Raw genomic sequence first — 16,745 nt, 5'->3', positions numbered from 1 at the left:
GAGGCTAAAGTTAAGAAAGATGTAGTTGCTCGGATGCTTACATATATGTAGTATAATCAATCTATAAATTCAACAAAGTTATAATTTGATCAAAGTGCGCTACATAAAATTTGGGTAAAGATGAATCATCAACGGCACCAGTGTTTTGAGAATGAATATTAAAGCCGTTATCCTTTATACAGATGGTAGTCCAATGTAGTTTATTAGGTGAAATAAAATCTTTTCGAACATTATCGCCAATATAATAATATTGGGCGTTTCCAAAAATATTTTCAAAATATTTGAAATTTTTAATATCTGGCTTCTCTCTTTTAAACTCTTCAGAAATTATAATTTCAGAAAAAAAGTCTGTTATCCCTAATGCTCTTAGTTTATTGCGTTGTTGAATGCTTCTACCATCTGTAATCATGCCCATAGGTACACCTAATTTTTTCAGATGATTTAGCACCAAAAGTCTATCGGGCAATAAGGTTATATTTGGTTTATGATTGCGGTAGATGAACAACAAATCTGATGTAGAACATAATGATTTAAATTCATTTAATATTTCTTTAAAACAATTTTTATTGTTCCCATAATAAAACAGCATCTTATCAAAAATCAATTCTTGTTTTACATCAACTTCATTCGATATTTTTTTAGCTATCTCTGCATAGGCTGATTTTAAAAAGTCTATTTCATTGTAAAGCGTGTCATCTAAATCAAAAACAACAACTTTATCAGTTCTCATAATCATTAATTATAATTTCGTCGTCATATCGTAACATTAGTAAGTTGTCTTCCCAATCATTAAAATAATTAATTGATTCATTTAGTATATATTCTTGAATAATCCATTTTGGGTAATTGCCACCCGCTAAATAAGCCAAGGGAAAGCCCCCTCCAAAACGGGCATTGATTTCTATGCCTTTTATAACTTTATCCTTATTCATAAAAAGCTGTATGCAAATACATCCACGAGCGTCTTTTAATGTTTTGAACTTGTTCTCAAGTACGGTTTTAACATAATTATTACAAGTAACTCCTTTACTTACCTCTCCTCCTCTTACTTCTATTCGTTTTCGTGGAATTACGCATTTCAAATGACTCCTTTTATCAAAATATAAGTCACAAGTATATTCGTCATATTCCTCCTTGTTAAAATATTCGAAGAATTGAAGATTCCCATTTTCTAAATGATACTCTGAAATTTGACTTGCATGTTCAATAATGTAAGTATCAACGCTATTACTTCCATTTTTTGGCTTGATAAATATTGGCAATTCATAATTAGTCTTATCATACACCTTTGCCACGTCAATATTGACGCTTTCAAACAAGTCATGAGTTTTTAACTTATCGGAACATATGTCGATAAATTCTTTGCTTGATAATACCAAATGAACATCTAATTCTTTAAACTTACTTTCGTTTTTAGCCAAAACATTAAGTTCTGGATCAAGAGTTGGGATGATAATCCTTACAGCATGATCTTGACAAAGCTTAAGTAAATCGGATATATAATTCTCGTCTTCTATTTTACATATTTTAAAAGCTCTGTCTGCAACCTGTGCAGCGGCAGAGAGTTTTGGGTTAACATCAGTGACATAAACCTCACCGTTAGGAATTAGGCTTTTTAGCTCCTTCTTAAAAGCTCTTACCAATGACACGCGACGTCCTCCAGAAGTGATTAACACATTGCTCATATTCTGGAACTGATAGTATGGTTATAAGATGCTTTCTTTATGGGATTCTTCATTTTTAAAATGGGGTTACTTATTATGAATATAAAATAAAAAAGATTTTTATTATTAAATAATCTAACTAAAATATAATAAATTTTACTATTGTAATCGGTTCCTAAAAAAGAATTTAAGGGATAAGCTCCAGCTTTTGAGACTTGCTCAATAATCAATTTAACTTCAGGAAACTTTAAAGTAGATTGTAACATCCTAATCATCAGAAAAAAAACAAATGATTGTTGTCTAGCTTTCAGTCGTTGAACACACATTTGATTAACAGTGCTTTTTAAATCAATATCACTAATTAATGGTTTAAATACAACTGCTGCATTTGCGTTATCTCTAATCACTCTTAAATAATGACTAGGCTCTTTACTCGTCATTGCAGATTCTGGTGTTTTAACATGTCGGTGCACATCGTATGGAATGTGAGCTATATGAGTCGCTTTAATAAATAGCTCGGTAGTAAAAATGGCATCTTCCATCCATCGCCCTTCAATAAACTGTATACCTTTTTCCTTTAAAAAATCCTTTTTAATAACATACCACCAGACCTCATTCTTATAACCATTTTGAGCAATATATTCAATACCAGTCTGTGTAGTCAGATCAAAGTTTTTAATTTTAGAAACAGATGAATCAATTCTATCTGCTGGAGTTGTAGAAATTGAATTGAACGTCAAAATATCTAAATCAAATTGAAATGCATGGGAAATGATAGTATTTAAAGTATAAAATGCTATATAATCGTCTGGGTCGATAAAATAAAGATACGTCCCTCTTGATAATTCTATACCTTTATTTCTGGCACTACCTACACCTCCATTGGTTTTACTATACACTAAAATTTGAGTATGTTTTTTAGCATAAGTATTTGCAATTTCTATAGTATTATCTTGTGATCCGTCATCAATTATAAGTATTTCATAATCTTTTGAGAGCATGTTTTGATTTAAAATGCTGTCAAGACATCTAGCAAGATACTGTTCTACATTATAAACTGGTATAATAATGCTAAGCTTCAATAGTGATTTTTTTCAGAGTTATCATGTTAATTGTTTTCATCGATAAATTCCTCAAATATACAATTGGTGAAATTAGAGATTCCTTATTTATAATAAAATTCAATGTTTTATAACATAGCGAGTTGTATTCAGGACCAATAAAATTATGAATGGGATATGCGCCAACTTCTTTCAGTTTCTTAATCTCGACATTAAAATCTTCTAGGCCTAATCCATTTTTAACCATTTTTATAATTGTAAAAACAGTAAAGGCATCTCTTCTAAAGGTTAGGTTGTTTACAATTTGCTTATTAAATTGACACGTTTTATGTTTTATTAAATTTATATAATTACTGAAATCAGCAATCAAAAAAAGGTGGTAATTAATTATTCTTTTGTTATTAAAGTCATTATTACTTCTCATAGTAGATTCATCTGATTGAAAATATCTATAAATTGGTTTAGGACTAAAGAAAACTTTCTTAGCTCCACCAAACACTTTTAAAGTAAAGACAACATCACCATCATAGCCTACCTTATCAAATAAAAGCTGATTACTCAATAAAAAATCTTTTCTAATAAAATACCACCAAATCTCATATCGCATATTTCTATGATTTGCCAAAAAATCTCTTCCTTCAATGATATTTAGCGAACTAGGAATCTTTTCAGCAACCTCTAGTTCAAGTTTATCTACTACATTTGTTATCACAGTTTCAAAACCTACAAGATCTAAATCGTTCTGTAAAGCCACTTCCAATAATCCGCCTAAGCTATTATAAGCAACATAATCGTCAGCATCCACAAAATAAATATAGCTTCCTTTTGCTAAGGATATGAGCTCATTCCTCGTTGCTATTACACCTAAATTTTTACGTGATTTTATAGTAACATTGCTATGTAATACCGCTATGTTTTCAACTATTTTTAAACTACCATCATCAGAGCCATCATTATAAACTAGTATTTCGTACTCTTTTTCCGGAATATTTTGATTTATGAGACTATAGAGACATCTCTCAATATATGCTTCTGCATTGTACATGGATATTAGAATACTCAGTTTCATAGACTACGGAAGTTTGATTATATTCAATTTACTAAGTAGTCTTATAGGATACAGCACACTAAAAAATAAAAATTTATTATTGAATATAAACGCAGTTATCACAAACTTTTTTTTATAATATTCTTCTCCTAAGAAAGATGTTATTGGATACACATTAATCTTCTTAAATTTGTTTAGAATGCTATTTATTTTTTTTATAGAAAGATTGGATTTTATTAACTTATAAAACATAAAATACAAAACTACACTCATTTTATATTTTAAATTATTAATATACCTCATCCTATTAATCTCATCAAAATAGATGTTGTCTGATTGAGAATCGATTAACGATTGAAACCTTGATATAACACTGACGTACTCATATACAAGACTTTTTAAATGCTCAACATCACTGCTATTCATTATGGATTCTGGAGCTTCCACATACCTATGAATAACATTTGAGAGTTTAATAACTCTTTCAGCTTTGATGAAAACACTCGTTGTAAAAAGTACATCAACCAAATACTTGCCAAATTCAAACTTTAGCTTGTGGGTTAATAGGAATTTCCTCCTAACAAAATACCACCAAATTTCAAACCTGAAGTTTCTATTATTGCATAAAAAATCATAACCATTAGTAACCTTTAATTCCTTATGATTGATATTGGTGTCATTATAATTTATATTAAGTTTATTTGTTGCTATGGTCTCAAAGGCCAAAATATCTAAATTATTCTTTAAAACTATTTCTATTAAAATGCCAATAGAATTATGGGCTATATAGTCATCAGCATCCAGATTGTAAATATAATCACCCTTTGCTAATTTCAGTAATTTGTTCCTCGTAGGATAAGCCCCTGCATTCTCTTCTTTAAATAAAATTATATTAGAATTTTCTAAAATATACCGCTCAACTATATTAACTGAATCATCCGTAGACCCATCATCCATAACAATTATTTCATAATCGTCTTTGGATAAATCTTGGTGGATCAAGCTATCTAAACAATTCCCAATATACGCACTGGCATTATACATTGGAATTAGGATACTAAGCTTCATTTAATAACTATTTTGAGTTGTAAACATAAATGGAATAAATTTGATTATTAAAAATAATCGTTAAGAGACGCAATATGTCCTTAAAATAAAAGCTGTTTTCTTTTATTCAGTAATTTTATATCCTATTTTTGCTCAAAATAAATACTGCATGATAACCTCAGATCAAATTAAAGATCTCAATACCCGCCTTGACAAACTAAGGCACTATCTTTGACATAGATGCCAAACTCGTAGAAATTCAAAACGAAGAAGAACAAACGTTTGACCCTAATTTCTGGAACGACTCCAAATCGGCTCAAATTATTATGAAATCCCTCAGAGTTAAGAAAAAGTGGGTTGATGATTATAGAATCATTAAATCACAACTTGAAGAACTTGAGGTTTTATATGACTTTTATAAAGAAGGCGAGTACACTCTTGAAGATGTTGAAAAACAATACGAAAAGGTAACTGCATTATTAGAAGACATCGAGTTCAGAAATATGCTTTCTGAAGAAGGCGATAGCCTGAGTGCTGTTTTACAAATAACCGCTGGCGCCGGAGGTACAGAAAGTTGTGATTGGGCGAGTATGCTCATGCGTATGTACCTAATGTACGCCGAGAAGAGTGGTTTTAAAGTCAAAGAACTCAATTTTCAAGAAGGCGATGTAGCTGGTATAAAAACGGTAACTCTAGAAATTGAGGGGGATTTTGCGTTTGGTTGGCTTAAAGGTGAAAATGGCGTCCATCGTTTGGTGCGCATATCGCCATTTGATAGCAATGCAAAACGACATACGAGCTTTGCATCTGTTTACGTATATCCTTTAGTGGATGATACCATTGAAATTGAAATTAATCCTGCAGATATCGAAATTACAACAGCTCGATCTAGTGGTGCTGGTGGACAAAATGTGAATAAGGTAGAAACTAAGGTGCAGTTGACACACAAGCCTACGGGGATTCAAATCTCCTGTTCAGAAACGCGTTCGCAACATGATAACAGAGCCCGAGCCATGGTTATGCTTAAATCGCAGCTCTATGAAATAGAATTACAAAAACAACTAGCCCAACGTGAGGATATAGAATCTGATAAAATGAAAATTGAATGGGGCAGCCAAATTCGTAATTATGTGATGCACCCGTATAAATTAGTAAAAGATGTTCGAACCGCTCATGAAACTGGCAATGTAGATGCTGTTATGGACGGACATATAGAACCGTTTCTAAAGGCCTTTTTAATGATGATGGGACAGAAACAAGAAGACACCAATACTTTATGAAAAAAATAGAAGCTATTATATTCGATTTAGGCGGCGTGCTTATCGATTGGAATCCCGAATACGTGTATTTGGAATTTTTTGATAATGACAGAAAAAAAATGCAATGGTTTTTCGATAACATTTGTACAAGTGATTGGAATGAAAATCAAGATGCTGGTTATTCTATGGCTAAGGCGACTGAAGAACGCGTGGTTCTTTTTCCAAAGTACGAAAAGGAAATACGTATGTTCTACGGCCAGTGGGAAGATATGCTTGGTGAAGCCATAGAAGGTACAGTTGCAATTCTTAAAAAATTTAAAGAAAGCGAACAACACAAAATTGTTGCTTTAACAAATTGGAGTCACGAGACTTTTCCTATTGCTTTGAAAAAATTTAAATTTCTCCAATGGTTTGAAGGCATCATTGTTTCAGGTGAAGAAAATACGCGAAAGCCATTTGACGCCATCTACAACCTCACTATAAACCGCTTTAATTTAAATGCTGAAACGTCACTTTTCATTGATGATAATTTAAGAAATATAGAAGCTGCTGAAAAATTGGGAATTCGAGGCATTCATTTTTCTAATCCAGAGCAACTTATAAATCAGCTAAAAACATACAATATCCACTTGTAATGATTAAAATATACCATAACAATCGCTGTAGCAAATCGCGCCAAGGTCTGGCAATTTTAGAGGCGTCTGGAAAGCCATTCGAAATTATAAATTATTTAGAACATCCACCCACAAAAAAAGAATTGCAAGCTATTATTTTACTTTTGGGCATAGAACCTATGGATCTCGTAAGAACGAATGAAGCCATTTGGAAGAAAGACTTCAAACATAAATCGCTAGAAGATTCTGAGATTATAGATGCCATGGTAAATAACCCAAAGCTCATAGAACGTCCCATAGTTATTAACGAAGACCAAGCCGTGATTGGAAGACCACCAGAAAACATTCAAAGAATCTTATAGTTTTGTTTAATCTTTTGTGTTACTTATTTAACATGACTTTAACCAAACATTCTTAATTGAACTTCTACTTTTGCAATTCATTTCAAAATCACCTATGAAAAGAATTACACTCACTATCCTGCTTATCACTTTTGTTTCACTGTTTGCTTCCGGCAAAACGAATGAGTTAAAAAACAGAACTATAAAAGGAACCGTTTTAGATAAAGAGACGAAACTCCCCTTGGAATATGCAACCGTGTCTTTCTACAGCTATTCAGAACAAAAAATTGTTGATGGCATCATTACCGATGGCGAGGGTAAGTTTGAAATAAAAATTACCGATGGTATTTATGATATAAAAATCGAATATATTTCTTATACATCATTTGAAATTAAGAACAAAAAAATAGATTCAAACCTCGATTTAGGAGTCGTTTACTTAGATTTGGATGTGGAAGCACTAGGTGAAGTTGAGATTATTGCTGAACGCACTACCGTGGAAATAAAACTTGACAAGCGTATTTACAATGTAGGTAAAGATCTTACGGTGCGAGGTGGGACAGTAAGTGATGTTTTAGACAACGTCCCATCTGTGGCAGTAGATGCCGAGGGTAATGTCTCGCTTAGAGGAAATGACGATGTTCGTATTCTAATAAACGGAAAACCTTCTGGTTTAGTAGGTTTAAATTCTGCTGAAGCCTTGCAGCAATTACCTGCCGAAGCCATTGAACGTGTTGAAGTGATCACCTCACCATCTGCCCGCTATCAGGCCGAAGGAACGGCTGGTATATTGAACATTATTTTAAGACGAAGTAAATTGTTAGGACTAAATGGTGCTATTACGGCAAACGTTGGTCATCCAGACGCTGCAGGAATTTCGGGAAATTTAAATTTCCGTACGGGCAATGTTAATATTTTTAATACTACATCTTATAGATATAATGAGTCTATTGGAAATTGGGATACGTTCACAGAATTCAAAAACTCAGGAAATTTCGCTAAAGAAAATCGGGACTGGACAGATACTAGAAAAGGGCTCACCAATAATATTGGTATTGAGTGGTATATAAATGAATCTACCTCAATAACTACGGCTCTTGTTTATAATGATGGTTCAAATAACAGAAGGTCTACAAATGTTTTAACACAGCTTGACCCCAATCAAAGTATCACAAGTGAAAGCCTACGATTAGACCCCATGGAAGGTGATAATAAGACCATTCAATATTCTTTTAATTTTAATAAAGATTTTGATGAAAGTGGCCATAAATTGAGTTTTGATTTTCAGTATGAAAATAATGAAGAGAACGAAAGTTCATTAATCAATTCTGGCGGCATCAACACAGACTTCCTGTCAGATAATGACAAAAAAACTCAAATATTATTGCAAACGGATTATGTGAAACCCCTTGGCGAAAATAGTCAACTTGAATTTGGTTACAGAGGAGATTTTAGCGAGACGGCAACCGACTACAGAGTAGAACTTCTAAACCCTGAGACCAATGTGTTCGAAGTAGACAGAAACCTAACTAATTTTTTAAACTTCAGAAATAATATTCATTCTGCCTATACGCAGTTTGGTAGCAAAATTAATAAGTTTTCATATTTACTGGGATTACGTTTGGAGAACACACAACTCACAATTGACCAACCTACAAGTGGTGATTTCCAAAAAAACAGCTATACAGGATTATTTCCAACGGTAAATATTAACTATGAGGTTAATCAATCTGAAAGCTATTCGCTTGGTTTTAATAGGAGAATTTCAAGGCCCAGATCGTTTTTCTTAAATCCATTTCCATCCAGAAGTAGCCTTACAAATATTTTTCAAGGAGACCCGTCTTTGATACCTACTTATTCTAGCAAAGTTGATTTAGGCTATTTAAAGCGTTTTGAGAAAGTAACCTTTAGCTCATCACTATACTATCAGTATTCCACAAACATCATTCGATTTGTAAGTAATGATACTGGTGACACGGTAGATATTGATGGTGAAAATGTTCCAGTTATTGTTAGAGGGCCTGCAAATGTAGGGAAAGAAACGCGTTATGGTTTTGAGTTTAACCTCACCTATTCACCATCAAAAAAATGGCGCATGAATACAGACTTCAATATTTTTAATTCTGAGGTTGATGGTGATTTTAATGGACAAAATTTTGATTCGGAAAACCTTAGATATACTATTCGCTTTAGTAATAAATTAACATTGCCTGCTAGAATCGATTGGCAAACAAACTTAAATTATAGAGGGCCAAGTCAAGACGCACAAAATAATCGTGATGGCATTTTCACTGCAGATTTGGCCTTTAGTAAAGATTTGTTTAAGGACAAAGCGTCTCTTTCTTTTAACGTGAGGGATCTTTTAAATAGTCGAAGATTTACTGGAACCGTTGAAACAGAAGATTTTATTACCGAAAGAGATATTCAGTTCCGTGGTGGTAGAACTTATAATCTATCATTCACGTATCGTTTTAATCAAAAAAAGAAACAACAACGCAGTGGCTTTGGCGGTGGCGGTGATATTGAAATGTAAATGCATAAAAAAAGGGAAGCTGATCAGCTTCCCTTTTTAACTTATAAAGTCATTAATGTTCCAAATTTTGACGCTTTGCTTTCTTTTCATCCCTGATTTCTTTTAATCTTTCAATTAAAGATCCACCAATCCAATAAGGTATCACAAAGGTTATTAAAAAAATCATTAACCAGAATCCTATAGTCAAAATGGTTAAAAATGCTAAAAAGCCTAAATATTGATCAAATTCGAACATAATGGTAACTATCTATTTAAATATATAGCAAAGATAATGCAAAGCTAATTGTTACACAATATCAAAATAGATTTTATTATCACGCTTTTAAACTAGTTTAAATTAGGTTGAGGTGTCATACGCAGATAAGGCTTAATCTCCTTGTAGCCTTTTGGAAAAATACTCGGAATATCGGCTGTTGCCACAGAAGGAACGACCACACAATCATCGCCATTATTCCAATTTGCTGGTGTCGCTACTTTGTGGTAAGCGGTTAATTGTAACGAGTCGATAACGCGTAATAATTCATCAAAATTTCGACCGGTAGATGCTGGATAGGTTATAATAAGTTTTACTTTTTTCTCTGGGTCGATAACAAAAACCGAACGAACGGTTAACTTACTATCGGCATTGGGATGAATCATATCATAAAGCTCTGATACGTTTCTGTCTTCATCTGCTATAATAGGGAAATTAACTACGGTGCCTTGTGTTTCGTTAATATCTTTGATCCAGTCATTATGTGAGTCAACACCATCTACACTAAGGGCAACCACCTTGACATTACGCTTATCAAATTCTTGTTTATATTTAGCCACGGTACCCAACTCGGTGGTACAAACTGGTGTATAATCTGCAGGATGAGAAAACAATATGCCCCAGCTATCACCTAACCAATCGTGAAAATCAATAGTTCCTTCTGTAGACTTTGCTGAAAAGTTTGGCGCTTCATCGCCTAATCTAATTGTTGCCATAGTAGTGAATGTTTTTATGAATGATTATATATTATTCTTGTTAAAAACTTTAAGAAAGTTTATAAAGTTAATTCTTTTAAATGGTTTTTTTAAAAAAAAAGCTGTTAAAAAACTTTTAAAAAACACACCTAAAATATAATAAAAACGCTTCAAAAAAAATTAACTTTACAATTCCAACTTAATAAATTTTATTATGGAATTCAGAATAGAAAAAGATACCATGGGGCAGGTAAAAGTACCTGCCGATAAACTATGGGGTGCCCAAACCGAACGCTCCAGAAATAACTTTAAAATTGGATCTCCCGCCTCCATACCTCTAGAGATTATATATGGTTTTGCATATTTAAAAAAAGCAGCGGCCCATACCAACTGTGAACTAGGAGTACTTGATGTAGAGAAACGCGACTTAATTTCTCAAGTCTGCGATGAAATATTAGAAGGTGAACACGACGACCAGTTTCCGTTGGTTATTTGGCAAACAGGTTCGGGTACACAAAGTAATATGAACGTTAATGAGGTCATCGCCAATAGAGCCCATCAAATCGCAGGAAAAACCATTGGAGAAGGTGACAAAACCATTCAACCGAATGATGATGTTAACAAGTCACAATCGTCTAATGACACCTTCCCAACAGGCATGCATATTGCAGCTTATAAAAAAGTTGTAGAAGCTACGATTCCAGGCGTCATTCAATTACGAAATACCTTAAAGGAGAAATCTGAGGAATTTAAAAATGTTGTTAAAATTGGTCGTACCCATTTAATGGATGCTACACCATTAACACTAGGTCAAGAACTATCTGGATACGTGGCACAATTGGATCATGGTATTATGGCTGTGGAAAATACGCTTCCACATTTAAGCGAGTTAGCATTAGGAGGCACTGCGGTAGGTACGGGACTTAATACGCCAAAAGGTTATAGTGAACTTGTTGCTAAATTTATTTCAGAATTCACCAATCTCCCATTCATTACAGCACCAAACAAGTTTGAAGCTTTAGCAGCACATGATGCTATTGTTGAAACTCATGGCGCTTTAAAGCAGTTGGCAGTCTCCTTAAATAAAATAGCGAATGATATTCGCATGATGGCCTCTGGTCCGCGTAGTGGTATAGGAGAAATTAGCATACCGGCAAATGAACCAGGAAGTTCTATCATGCCAGGAAAAGTGAATCCAACGCAATGTGAGGCTCTAACTATGGTTTGTGCACAAGTGATAGGTAACGATGTGGCTATTGCGGTTGGTGGTATGCAAGGGCACTATGAACTAAATGTTTTTAAACCTGTAATGGCTGCTAACATCTTACAATCTGCTCAGTTATTAGGTGATGCTTGCGTCAGTTTTGATGAAAATTGTGCCATTGGCATTGCACCCAATCATGAGGTTATTAAGCAACTTCTGAATAACTCATTAATGTTGGTTACTGCATTAAATACAAAAATCGGATATTACAAAGCTGCAGAAATCGCTAATACAGCGCATAAAAATGGAACGACCTTAAAAGAGGAAGCCATTAACTTAGGATATGTATCTGCTGAAGACTATGATGCATGGGTAAAACCAGAAGATATGGTAGGTGCCCTTAAATAAAGTTCAAATTTTTGATTAATTAACTATCCATGCTTTTTAAATAAATAACAAATAGATATGTCCTTACTCATCACAAATATTAAACAACTGCTTCAAATAAGAGACAGTGAGGTCTTAAAAGTGTCGGGTAAAGACATGAAGGTTTTACCAACTATAAACGATGCATTTCTATATATGGAAGAAGGCAGAATAGTGGCGTTTGGAAGTATGGAAAATTGCAACGGTTTTAATCCTGATAAAACGATTGACGCTACCGGTAAAATTGTTCTGCCAACATGGTGCGATAGTCATACACACATCGTTTATGCAGGAAACAGGTCGCAAGAATTTGTCGATAGAATCAATGGTTTAAGTTATACCGAAATTGCCAATCGCGGTGGCGGTATTTTAAATTCGGCGAAAATGCTTCAAAATATAGATGAAGACAAACTTTATCACGAATCCATCGCACGTGTAAAGCAGGTAATGCAATTAGGAACAGGTGCTATTGAAATTAAATCTGGATACGGACTAACTGTAGAAGCCGAATTAAAAATGCTTCGTGTTATCAAGCGCATAAAGGAAACTTTTCCTATTAAGGTAAAATCTACATTTCTTGGTGCACATGCCATACCAGAAGATTATAGAAATAATAAGGAAGGCTATATCGATTTGATTATAAACGACATGTTACCCATTATTGATAAGGAGCAATTAGCAGACTATATTGATGTATTTTGCGAAAAGGGTTATTTCAATTTAGAGGATACCGAAAGAATCCTTAAAGCTGGCAAGCGATATGGTTTAATTCCTAAAATTCATGTAAATCAATTTAATACATTCGATGGTGTAGCTTTAGGAGTAAAACACAAAGCTTTGTCTGTAGATCATTTGGAAGAATTGTCACAAGAAGATATTGATGCTCTTAAAGGCAGTATAACCATGCCTGTTGCGCTTCCCTCCTGCTCATTTTTTCTAAGTATTCCCTACACACCAGCTAGACGCATTATGGAAGCTGGTTTGCCATTGGCCCTGGCTACAGATTATAACCCTGGATCTACACCAAGCGGCAATATGAACTTTGTATTGAGTGCAGCTTGTATTAAAATGAAAATGACACCTGAAGAAGCTATTAATGCATGCACCATTAATGGCGCCTATGCTATGGGAGTATCTAAAGATTATGGAAGTATAGCCGTTGGTAAAAAAGCGAACGTTATGCTCACCAAATCCATTCCAAACTACAACTATTTGCCTTATGCCTTCGGAGAAAATAATATAGAAACTGTAATCATTAACGGAAAAACTACAGCATAAAAAAGCCTCAAGAATCATCTTGAGGCTAAATTATTAAGTGTTATATTTTACTATCTTAAAGTAAACTCTGTACTAGATACTAAATCTTTTTCATTAAAAACGTTCACAACGTAACGCCCTTTTTCAAATCTATCTTCTCCTTTTGAAGCTACAAATTCGCAAATATTAAGGTTTCCGTTTTCGTAGTTAAACTTACTTATCATACTGTAATTTAATGTCTTTTCATCAAATTGAACCTGTTCATTTAAACCTAATGTATTGTTTTTTGGGTCAATTACTTGAACATACAATTCTTGATCTCCAGCTTGTACTAATGCATTTTTAGCTACCGTATAACAAACTCTAATTTTATCAGTTCTACTAGCACGTTCTGTTGGTATCAATTTTCCTGATGTTCTTTCAATTACACCAAAACCTTTTAAACCAACTGTAGATAATACAGCTGCATTTTCTACTACTTCAGCTAAAGCTGTATTTTGCACCAATAAAGAATCCGTAAAAACAGTTCGCTCTTCTAAACGTACTCTTGTACTATCTAATGAAGTCGCTAAATATGAATTCTCAACTCTTAAAGAATCATTTTGAGTTAATAATACTTTCATTTCTTTTTGAAGTGATTGATATTTACTCTTATATCTCCATAAACTCTTTACGTTAGTTTCAGAAATCTTTAAAGAATCAATTAAACCTTGAATTCTTGTTCTAGCTTCAACCAAATTTGAATTTGCGACGTCGTTTTCGCTAATAGCAGCATCATATTCTTTTGCCATAGCATTTAAATCGTTCATTACCAATTGCTTCTCTTGAGCTAATTCCTTTTTCGTATCGTTACTTTCATTATACAAATTAAGCGTGTAAAATCCTGTCGCCAAAAATAAAACCAATGCGATACCTAATGCTACTTTTAATCCAGTACTGCTGTTGTTACTTTCCATAATTAATTGTTTTAAGTGTTTTTTAAGTCTAAGGTTATTTAAATTCTAATAATAACTATTTTTTTAATGCCATAATTAAATAATGATGTACATTTAATAATCAAAATTAATTTATTTTATGGATAAACTTGTTTTATTTAATGATTCATCAAGAAAAAAACTTTTAACTAAACGCTCAGGTGAATCCAAATTTGGGCAGAACGTTCAGCTTTTATCCAATATTACTAATATATACGAGCAACTTCTAAATTTAGATGTCCATTATGTAATATTAGGTTTACCGGAAGATGTCGGCGTGATTGCTAACCATGGAAAACCAGGCGCTTGCAATACTTGGATTGCAGTTCTTAAAAGTTTATTAAATATTCAAAATAATGATTTTATTGATGCAAATAAGGTGTTAATTTTAGGGCATCTCGATTTTTCAGACGCTTTAACTCAAGTATCAAATCTCAATGTAGATAAGAAGAAAGATATTTTAAAAGCTAGAAAATTGGTTTCAACCATTGACCAAGATGTTTCTAATTTGATATATCAAATTGTTTCTGCAGGTAAAATTCCAATTATAGTTGGTGGAGGCCATAATAATGCTTACGGAAACATTAAAGGAACAGCGCTGGCCCTAAACAGTAAAATTAATGTTGTTAATTTTGATGCACATTCCGATTTTAGAGCAGAAGAAGGAAGACACAGTGGCAATGGGTTTTCTTACGCTTACGCGGAAGGGTTCCTTGAAAACTATTTCATTTTCGGATTACATGAAAGCTATACCTCAAAAAAGATATTTGATACGCTCAATAAATTACCAAGTATTAAATATAATACCTACGATGCTCTGGAGGTTAGAGAAGAGCTCTCTTTTAAAAAAGAAACTATCCGTGCCCTAGAACATGTCTCTACTGATGCTTTTGGTATCGAAATAGACTGTGACGCCGTTCAAAACATATCTAGTAGTGCTTTAACACCAAGCGGTTTCAGTTCTAAACAAGCGAGACATTTTATTTATACTATTGGGAAACATGAAAATGTTAAGTATTTACACATTTGTGAGGCTATTGCAAAAAAGAAAACGGCTTCACAAACTGGTAAATTTATTTCTTATTTAATAACAGATTTTATAAAGGCCAATGGATATTAGTATTTGCTCCTTTACTACCAAATATTCTAAAAATTTCTATGATCTAAACATGGAGTGGTTAAAAACATTCTTTTACGTAGAACCTTATGATGAAAAGGTTTTGAGTGATCCTGAAACTTATATAATAAAAAGAGGTGGTCATATTTTCTTCGCTACGCTGGAGAATAAAGTAGTGGGCACCGTGGCATTGATGCCTATGAATAACCTTGATGCTTTCGAACTTACAAAAATGGCCGTATCTCCTCGACATCGTGGTTTTAAAATTGGTCAAAAACTCATGCAGCATTGTTTAGATTTTGCAAAGACAAATGATATTCCCAAACTAATTATTTACTCTAATACCAAATTAGAAAACGCCATTTATATTTATAAAAAGTATGGCTTTTTTGAAATTCCTATAGAAGCGGAAAGCCCTTATGACCGTAGTGATATTAAAATGGAATTGGTGTTTTCATAAACGATGGAAAGTTCTCTTTTAATTTGCTATCCACAAATTCAATTAATAGACTTTATAAAACAAAAAAACTAAACGACGGAATTACCGTTGTTTAGTTTTTACTCAGTTTTCAAATTAGAATTAGCTTTAGAGCTATTCCAAAAACTTATTTTTCTATGCCATCGCTTCTTTATTCAAACGTCCTTGAGCCAAATTATCCATATGCTGGTCTGCTTGGTATTCTTGATCTAAAGTTGTTTGTAATTTTTTAGCAATGTCCTTGTGCCCTAATTCTTTTGCGAAACGAACAGCAGTTCCATATCCTGAAATCTCATAGTGTTCCACACGTTGCGCGCAGGCAATTAATCCAGCGTCTTTAACATCGGCATCGGCATCTTCATTTATCATGCCATCGCATTCTTCAATTAAGCCTTCCATAGCTTTACATTTTGTACTTGTTGGATTGATATCCAATGATTCACAAATACGATGTATTCTATCAAATTGCTCTTTGGTCTCTTCTAGATGACTTGAGAATGCCTCTTGTAATTTTTTATCTGAAGCGGCTTTCACCATATTTGGCAAAGCCTCTACCAATTGTTTCTCTGCTGAATATAAATCTTTAATTTCGTGTTCGAATAAATCTTGTAAGGTTTTCATATGTTTGTATTTTTTAGATTATTAATTAATAGCAATTTAAATAATAATCAAGGTGTGTTTTTGCTCGAAAGATTCAAATATTTGTTCAAATGAAAACTTCACTGCAACTGTTGATCAGAGTTACAATATTGCCTAATAATTTTATAATAGGTT

The 16,745-nt window shown here is 33.2% G+C and carries 17 protein-coding genes; 8 read left to right on the top strand and 9 right to left on the bottom strand.

What is annotated here, in order from left to right; all coding sequences use genetic code 11:
* Positions 1-61: 61 nt before the first annotated feature.
* From FAF07_RS15570 to FAF07_RS15550, 5 genes are read right to left on the bottom strand one after another with little or no spacing between them, the layout of a single operon-like run.
* Positions 62-730 (bottom strand): HAD family hydrolase, encoded by a 669-nt coding sequence (locus FAF07_RS15570; protein ID WP_185956457.1) that lies wholly within the window; start codon positions 728-730, stop codon positions 62-64.
* Positions 720-1,685 (bottom strand): ATP-grasp domain-containing protein, encoded by a 966-nt coding sequence (locus FAF07_RS15565; RefSeq protein ID WP_142785973.1) that lies wholly within the window; start codon positions 1,683-1,685, stop codon positions 720-722. Before FAF07_RS15565 ends, FAF07_RS15570 begins: the two co-directional genes overlap by 11 nt.
* On the bottom strand, positions 1,682-2,746 hold the full coding sequence (locus FAF07_RS15560) for a glycosyltransferase (protein WP_142785972.1): 1,065 nt from the start codon (positions 2,744-2,746) through the stop codon (positions 1,682-1,684). Before FAF07_RS15560 ends, FAF07_RS15565 begins: the two co-directional genes overlap by 4 nt.
* Complete coding sequence (locus FAF07_RS15555; RefSeq protein ID WP_142785971.1) at positions 2,736-3,794, bottom strand: glycosyltransferase; 1,059 nt, start codon at positions 3,792-3,794, stop codon at positions 2,736-2,738. The genes FAF07_RS15560 and FAF07_RS15555 overlap by 11 nt, the downstream gene beginning before the upstream one ends.
* Positions 3,795-3,797: 3 nt before the next feature.
* Positions 3,798-4,841 (bottom strand): glycosyltransferase, encoded by a 1,044-nt coding sequence (locus FAF07_RS15550; RefSeq protein WP_142785970.1) that lies wholly within the window; start codon positions 4,839-4,841, stop codon positions 3,798-3,800.
* A gap of 148 nt (positions 4,842-4,989) precedes the next feature.
* On the opposite strand from FAF07_RS15550, the gene prfB reads away from it, so the two are divergent.
* From prfB to FAF07_RS15530, 4 genes are all read left to right on the top strand, one after another.
* Positions 4,990-6,100 (top strand): peptide chain release factor 2 gene (gene prfB / locus FAF07_RS15545; protein ID WP_142785969.1). Its coding sequence is split into 2 segments (ribosomal slippage): positions 4,990-5,052 and positions 5,054-6,100, totalling 1,110 coding nucleotides; the frame shifts between segments, so codons are not numbered across the junction.
* Positions 6,097-6,714 (top strand): HAD family hydrolase, encoded by a 618-nt coding sequence (locus FAF07_RS15540; protein ID WP_142785968.1) that lies wholly within the window; start codon positions 6,097-6,099, stop codon positions 6,712-6,714. The genes prfB and FAF07_RS15540 overlap by 4 nt, the downstream gene beginning before the upstream one ends.
* Positions 6,714-7,055: an arsenate reductase (glutaredoxin) gene (arsC, locus tag FAF07_RS15535; RefSeq protein ID WP_142785967.1), complete on the top strand. Its 342-nt coding sequence runs from the start codon at positions 6,714-6,716 to the stop codon at positions 7,053-7,055. The genes FAF07_RS15540 and arsC overlap by 1 nt, the downstream gene beginning before the upstream one ends.
* A 94-nt stretch (positions 7,056-7,149) precedes the next feature.
* Complete coding sequence (locus tag FAF07_RS15530; protein WP_142785966.1) at positions 7,150-9,567, top strand: outer membrane beta-barrel family protein; 2,418 nt, start codon at positions 7,150-7,152, stop codon at positions 9,565-9,567.
* A 52-nt stretch (positions 9,568-9,619) separates the two neighbouring features.
* Here FAF07_RS15530 and FAF07_RS15525 read toward each other — a convergent pair whose 3' ends face one another.
* Complete coding sequence (locus tag FAF07_RS15525; RefSeq protein WP_142785965.1) at positions 9,620-9,802, bottom strand: hypothetical protein; 183 nt, start codon at positions 9,800-9,802, stop codon at positions 9,620-9,622.
* Between the two features lie 92 nt (positions 9,803-9,894).
* On the bottom strand, positions 9,895-10,536 hold the full coding sequence (locus FAF07_RS15520; protein WP_142785964.1) for a peroxiredoxin: 642 nt from the start codon (positions 10,534-10,536) through the stop codon (positions 9,895-9,897).
* 193 nt (positions 10,537-10,729) lie between these two features.
* Between FAF07_RS15520 and fumC the strand changes: the two genes are divergently transcribed.
* Complete coding sequence (gene fumC, locus FAF07_RS15515; RefSeq protein WP_142785963.1) at positions 10,730-12,127, top strand: class II fumarate hydratase; 1,398 nt, start codon at positions 10,730-10,732, stop codon at positions 12,125-12,127.
* Positions 12,128-12,184: 57 nt separating this feature from the next.
* Entirely contained in the window at positions 12,185-13,423 is a 1,239-nt protein-coding gene (hutI, locus tag FAF07_RS15510) for an imidazolonepropionase (protein ID WP_142785962.1), read from the top strand.
* Positions 13,424-13,473: 50 nt separating this feature from the next.
* Here the strand turns inward: hutI and FAF07_RS15505 are convergent, their stop codons facing one another.
* Positions 13,474-14,358 (bottom strand): chromosome partitioning protein ParA, encoded by an 885-nt coding sequence (locus tag FAF07_RS15505; RefSeq protein ID WP_142785961.1) that lies wholly within the window; start codon positions 14,356-14,358, stop codon positions 13,474-13,476.
* A gap of 118 nt (positions 14,359-14,476) precedes the next feature.
* Here FAF07_RS15505 and FAF07_RS15500 point away from each other — a divergent pair, with 118 nt between their 5' ends.
* Positions 14,477-15,496: a formimidoylglutamase gene (locus FAF07_RS15500; RefSeq protein ID WP_142785960.1), complete on the top strand. Its 1,020-nt coding sequence runs from the start codon at positions 14,477-14,479 to the stop codon at positions 15,494-15,496.
* A gap of 49 nt (positions 15,497-15,545) precedes the next feature.
* Complete coding sequence (locus tag FAF07_RS15495; RefSeq protein ID WP_246067723.1) at positions 15,546-15,953, top strand: GNAT family N-acetyltransferase; 408 nt, start codon at positions 15,546-15,548, stop codon at positions 15,951-15,953.
* 153 nt (positions 15,954-16,106) lie between these two features.
* Here the strand turns inward: FAF07_RS15495 and FAF07_RS15490 are convergent, their stop codons facing one another.
* Entirely contained in the window at positions 16,107-16,592 is a 486-nt protein-coding gene (locus FAF07_RS15490) for a ferritin-like domain-containing protein (RefSeq protein ID WP_142785958.1), read from the bottom strand.
* Positions 16,593-16,745 lie beyond the last annotated feature (153 nt).

Source organism: Changchengzhania lutea (genome assembly GCF_006974145.1).
Taxonomy (GTDB): Bacteria; Bacteroidota; Bacteroidia; order Flavobacteriales; family Flavobacteriaceae; genus Changchengzhania; species Changchengzhania lutea.
The sequence above is the reverse complement of the archived record's forward strand: the minus strand, read 5'-3'. Positions and strand labels throughout refer to the sequence as shown.

Coding starts and splice junctions, on each gene's coding strand:
- FAF07_RS15550 (WP_142785970.1), bottom strand. CDS start 4,841: ATGAAGCTTAGTATCCTAATTCCAATGTATAATGCCAGTGCGTATATT.
- FAF07_RS15505 (WP_142785961.1), bottom strand. CDS start 14,358: ATGGAAAGTAACAACAGCAGTACTGGATTAAAAGTAGCATTAGGTATC.
- arsC (WP_142785967.1), top strand. CDS start 6,714: ATGATTAAAATATACCATAACAATCGCTGTAGCAAATCGCGCCAAGGT.
- FAF07_RS15495 (WP_246067723.1), top strand. CDS start 15,546: ATGGAGTGGTTAAAAACATTCTTTTACGTAGAACCTTATGATGAAAAG.
- FAF07_RS15565 (WP_142785973.1), bottom strand. CDS start 1,685: ATGAGCAATGTGTTAATCACTTCTGGAGGACGTCGCGTGTCATTGGTA.
- FAF07_RS15540 (WP_142785968.1), top strand. CDS start 6,097: ATGAAAAAAATAGAAGCTATTATATTCGATTTAGGCGGCGTGCTTATC.
- hutI (WP_142785962.1), top strand. CDS start 12,185: ATGTCCTTACTCATCACAAATATTAAACAACTGCTTCAAATAAGAGAC.
- FAF07_RS15500 (WP_142785960.1), top strand. CDS start 14,477: ATGGATAAACTTGTTTTATTTAATGATTCATCAAGAAAAAAACTTTTA.
- FAF07_RS15530 (WP_142785966.1), top strand. CDS start 7,150: ATGAAAAGAATTACACTCACTATCCTGCTTATCACTTTTGTTTCACTG.
- FAF07_RS15490 (WP_142785958.1), bottom strand. CDS start 16,592: ATGAAAACCTTACAAGATTTATTCGAACACGAAATTAAAGATTTATAT.
- FAF07_RS15555 (WP_142785971.1), bottom strand. CDS start 3,794: ATGAAACTGAGTATTCTAATATCCATGTACAATGCAGAAGCATATATT.
- FAF07_RS15520 (WP_142785964.1), bottom strand. CDS start 10,536: ATGGCAACAATTAGATTAGGCGATGAAGCGCCAAACTTTTCAGCAAAG.
- FAF07_RS15525 (WP_142785965.1), bottom strand. CDS start 9,802: ATGTTCGAATTTGATCAATATTTAGGCTTTTTAGCATTTTTAACCATT.
- fumC (WP_142785963.1), top strand. CDS start 10,730: ATGGAATTCAGAATAGAAAAAGATACCATGGGGCAGGTAAAAGTACCT.
- FAF07_RS15570 (WP_185956457.1), bottom strand. CDS start 730: ATGAGAACTGATAAAGTTGTTGTTTTTGATTTAGATGACACGCTTTAC.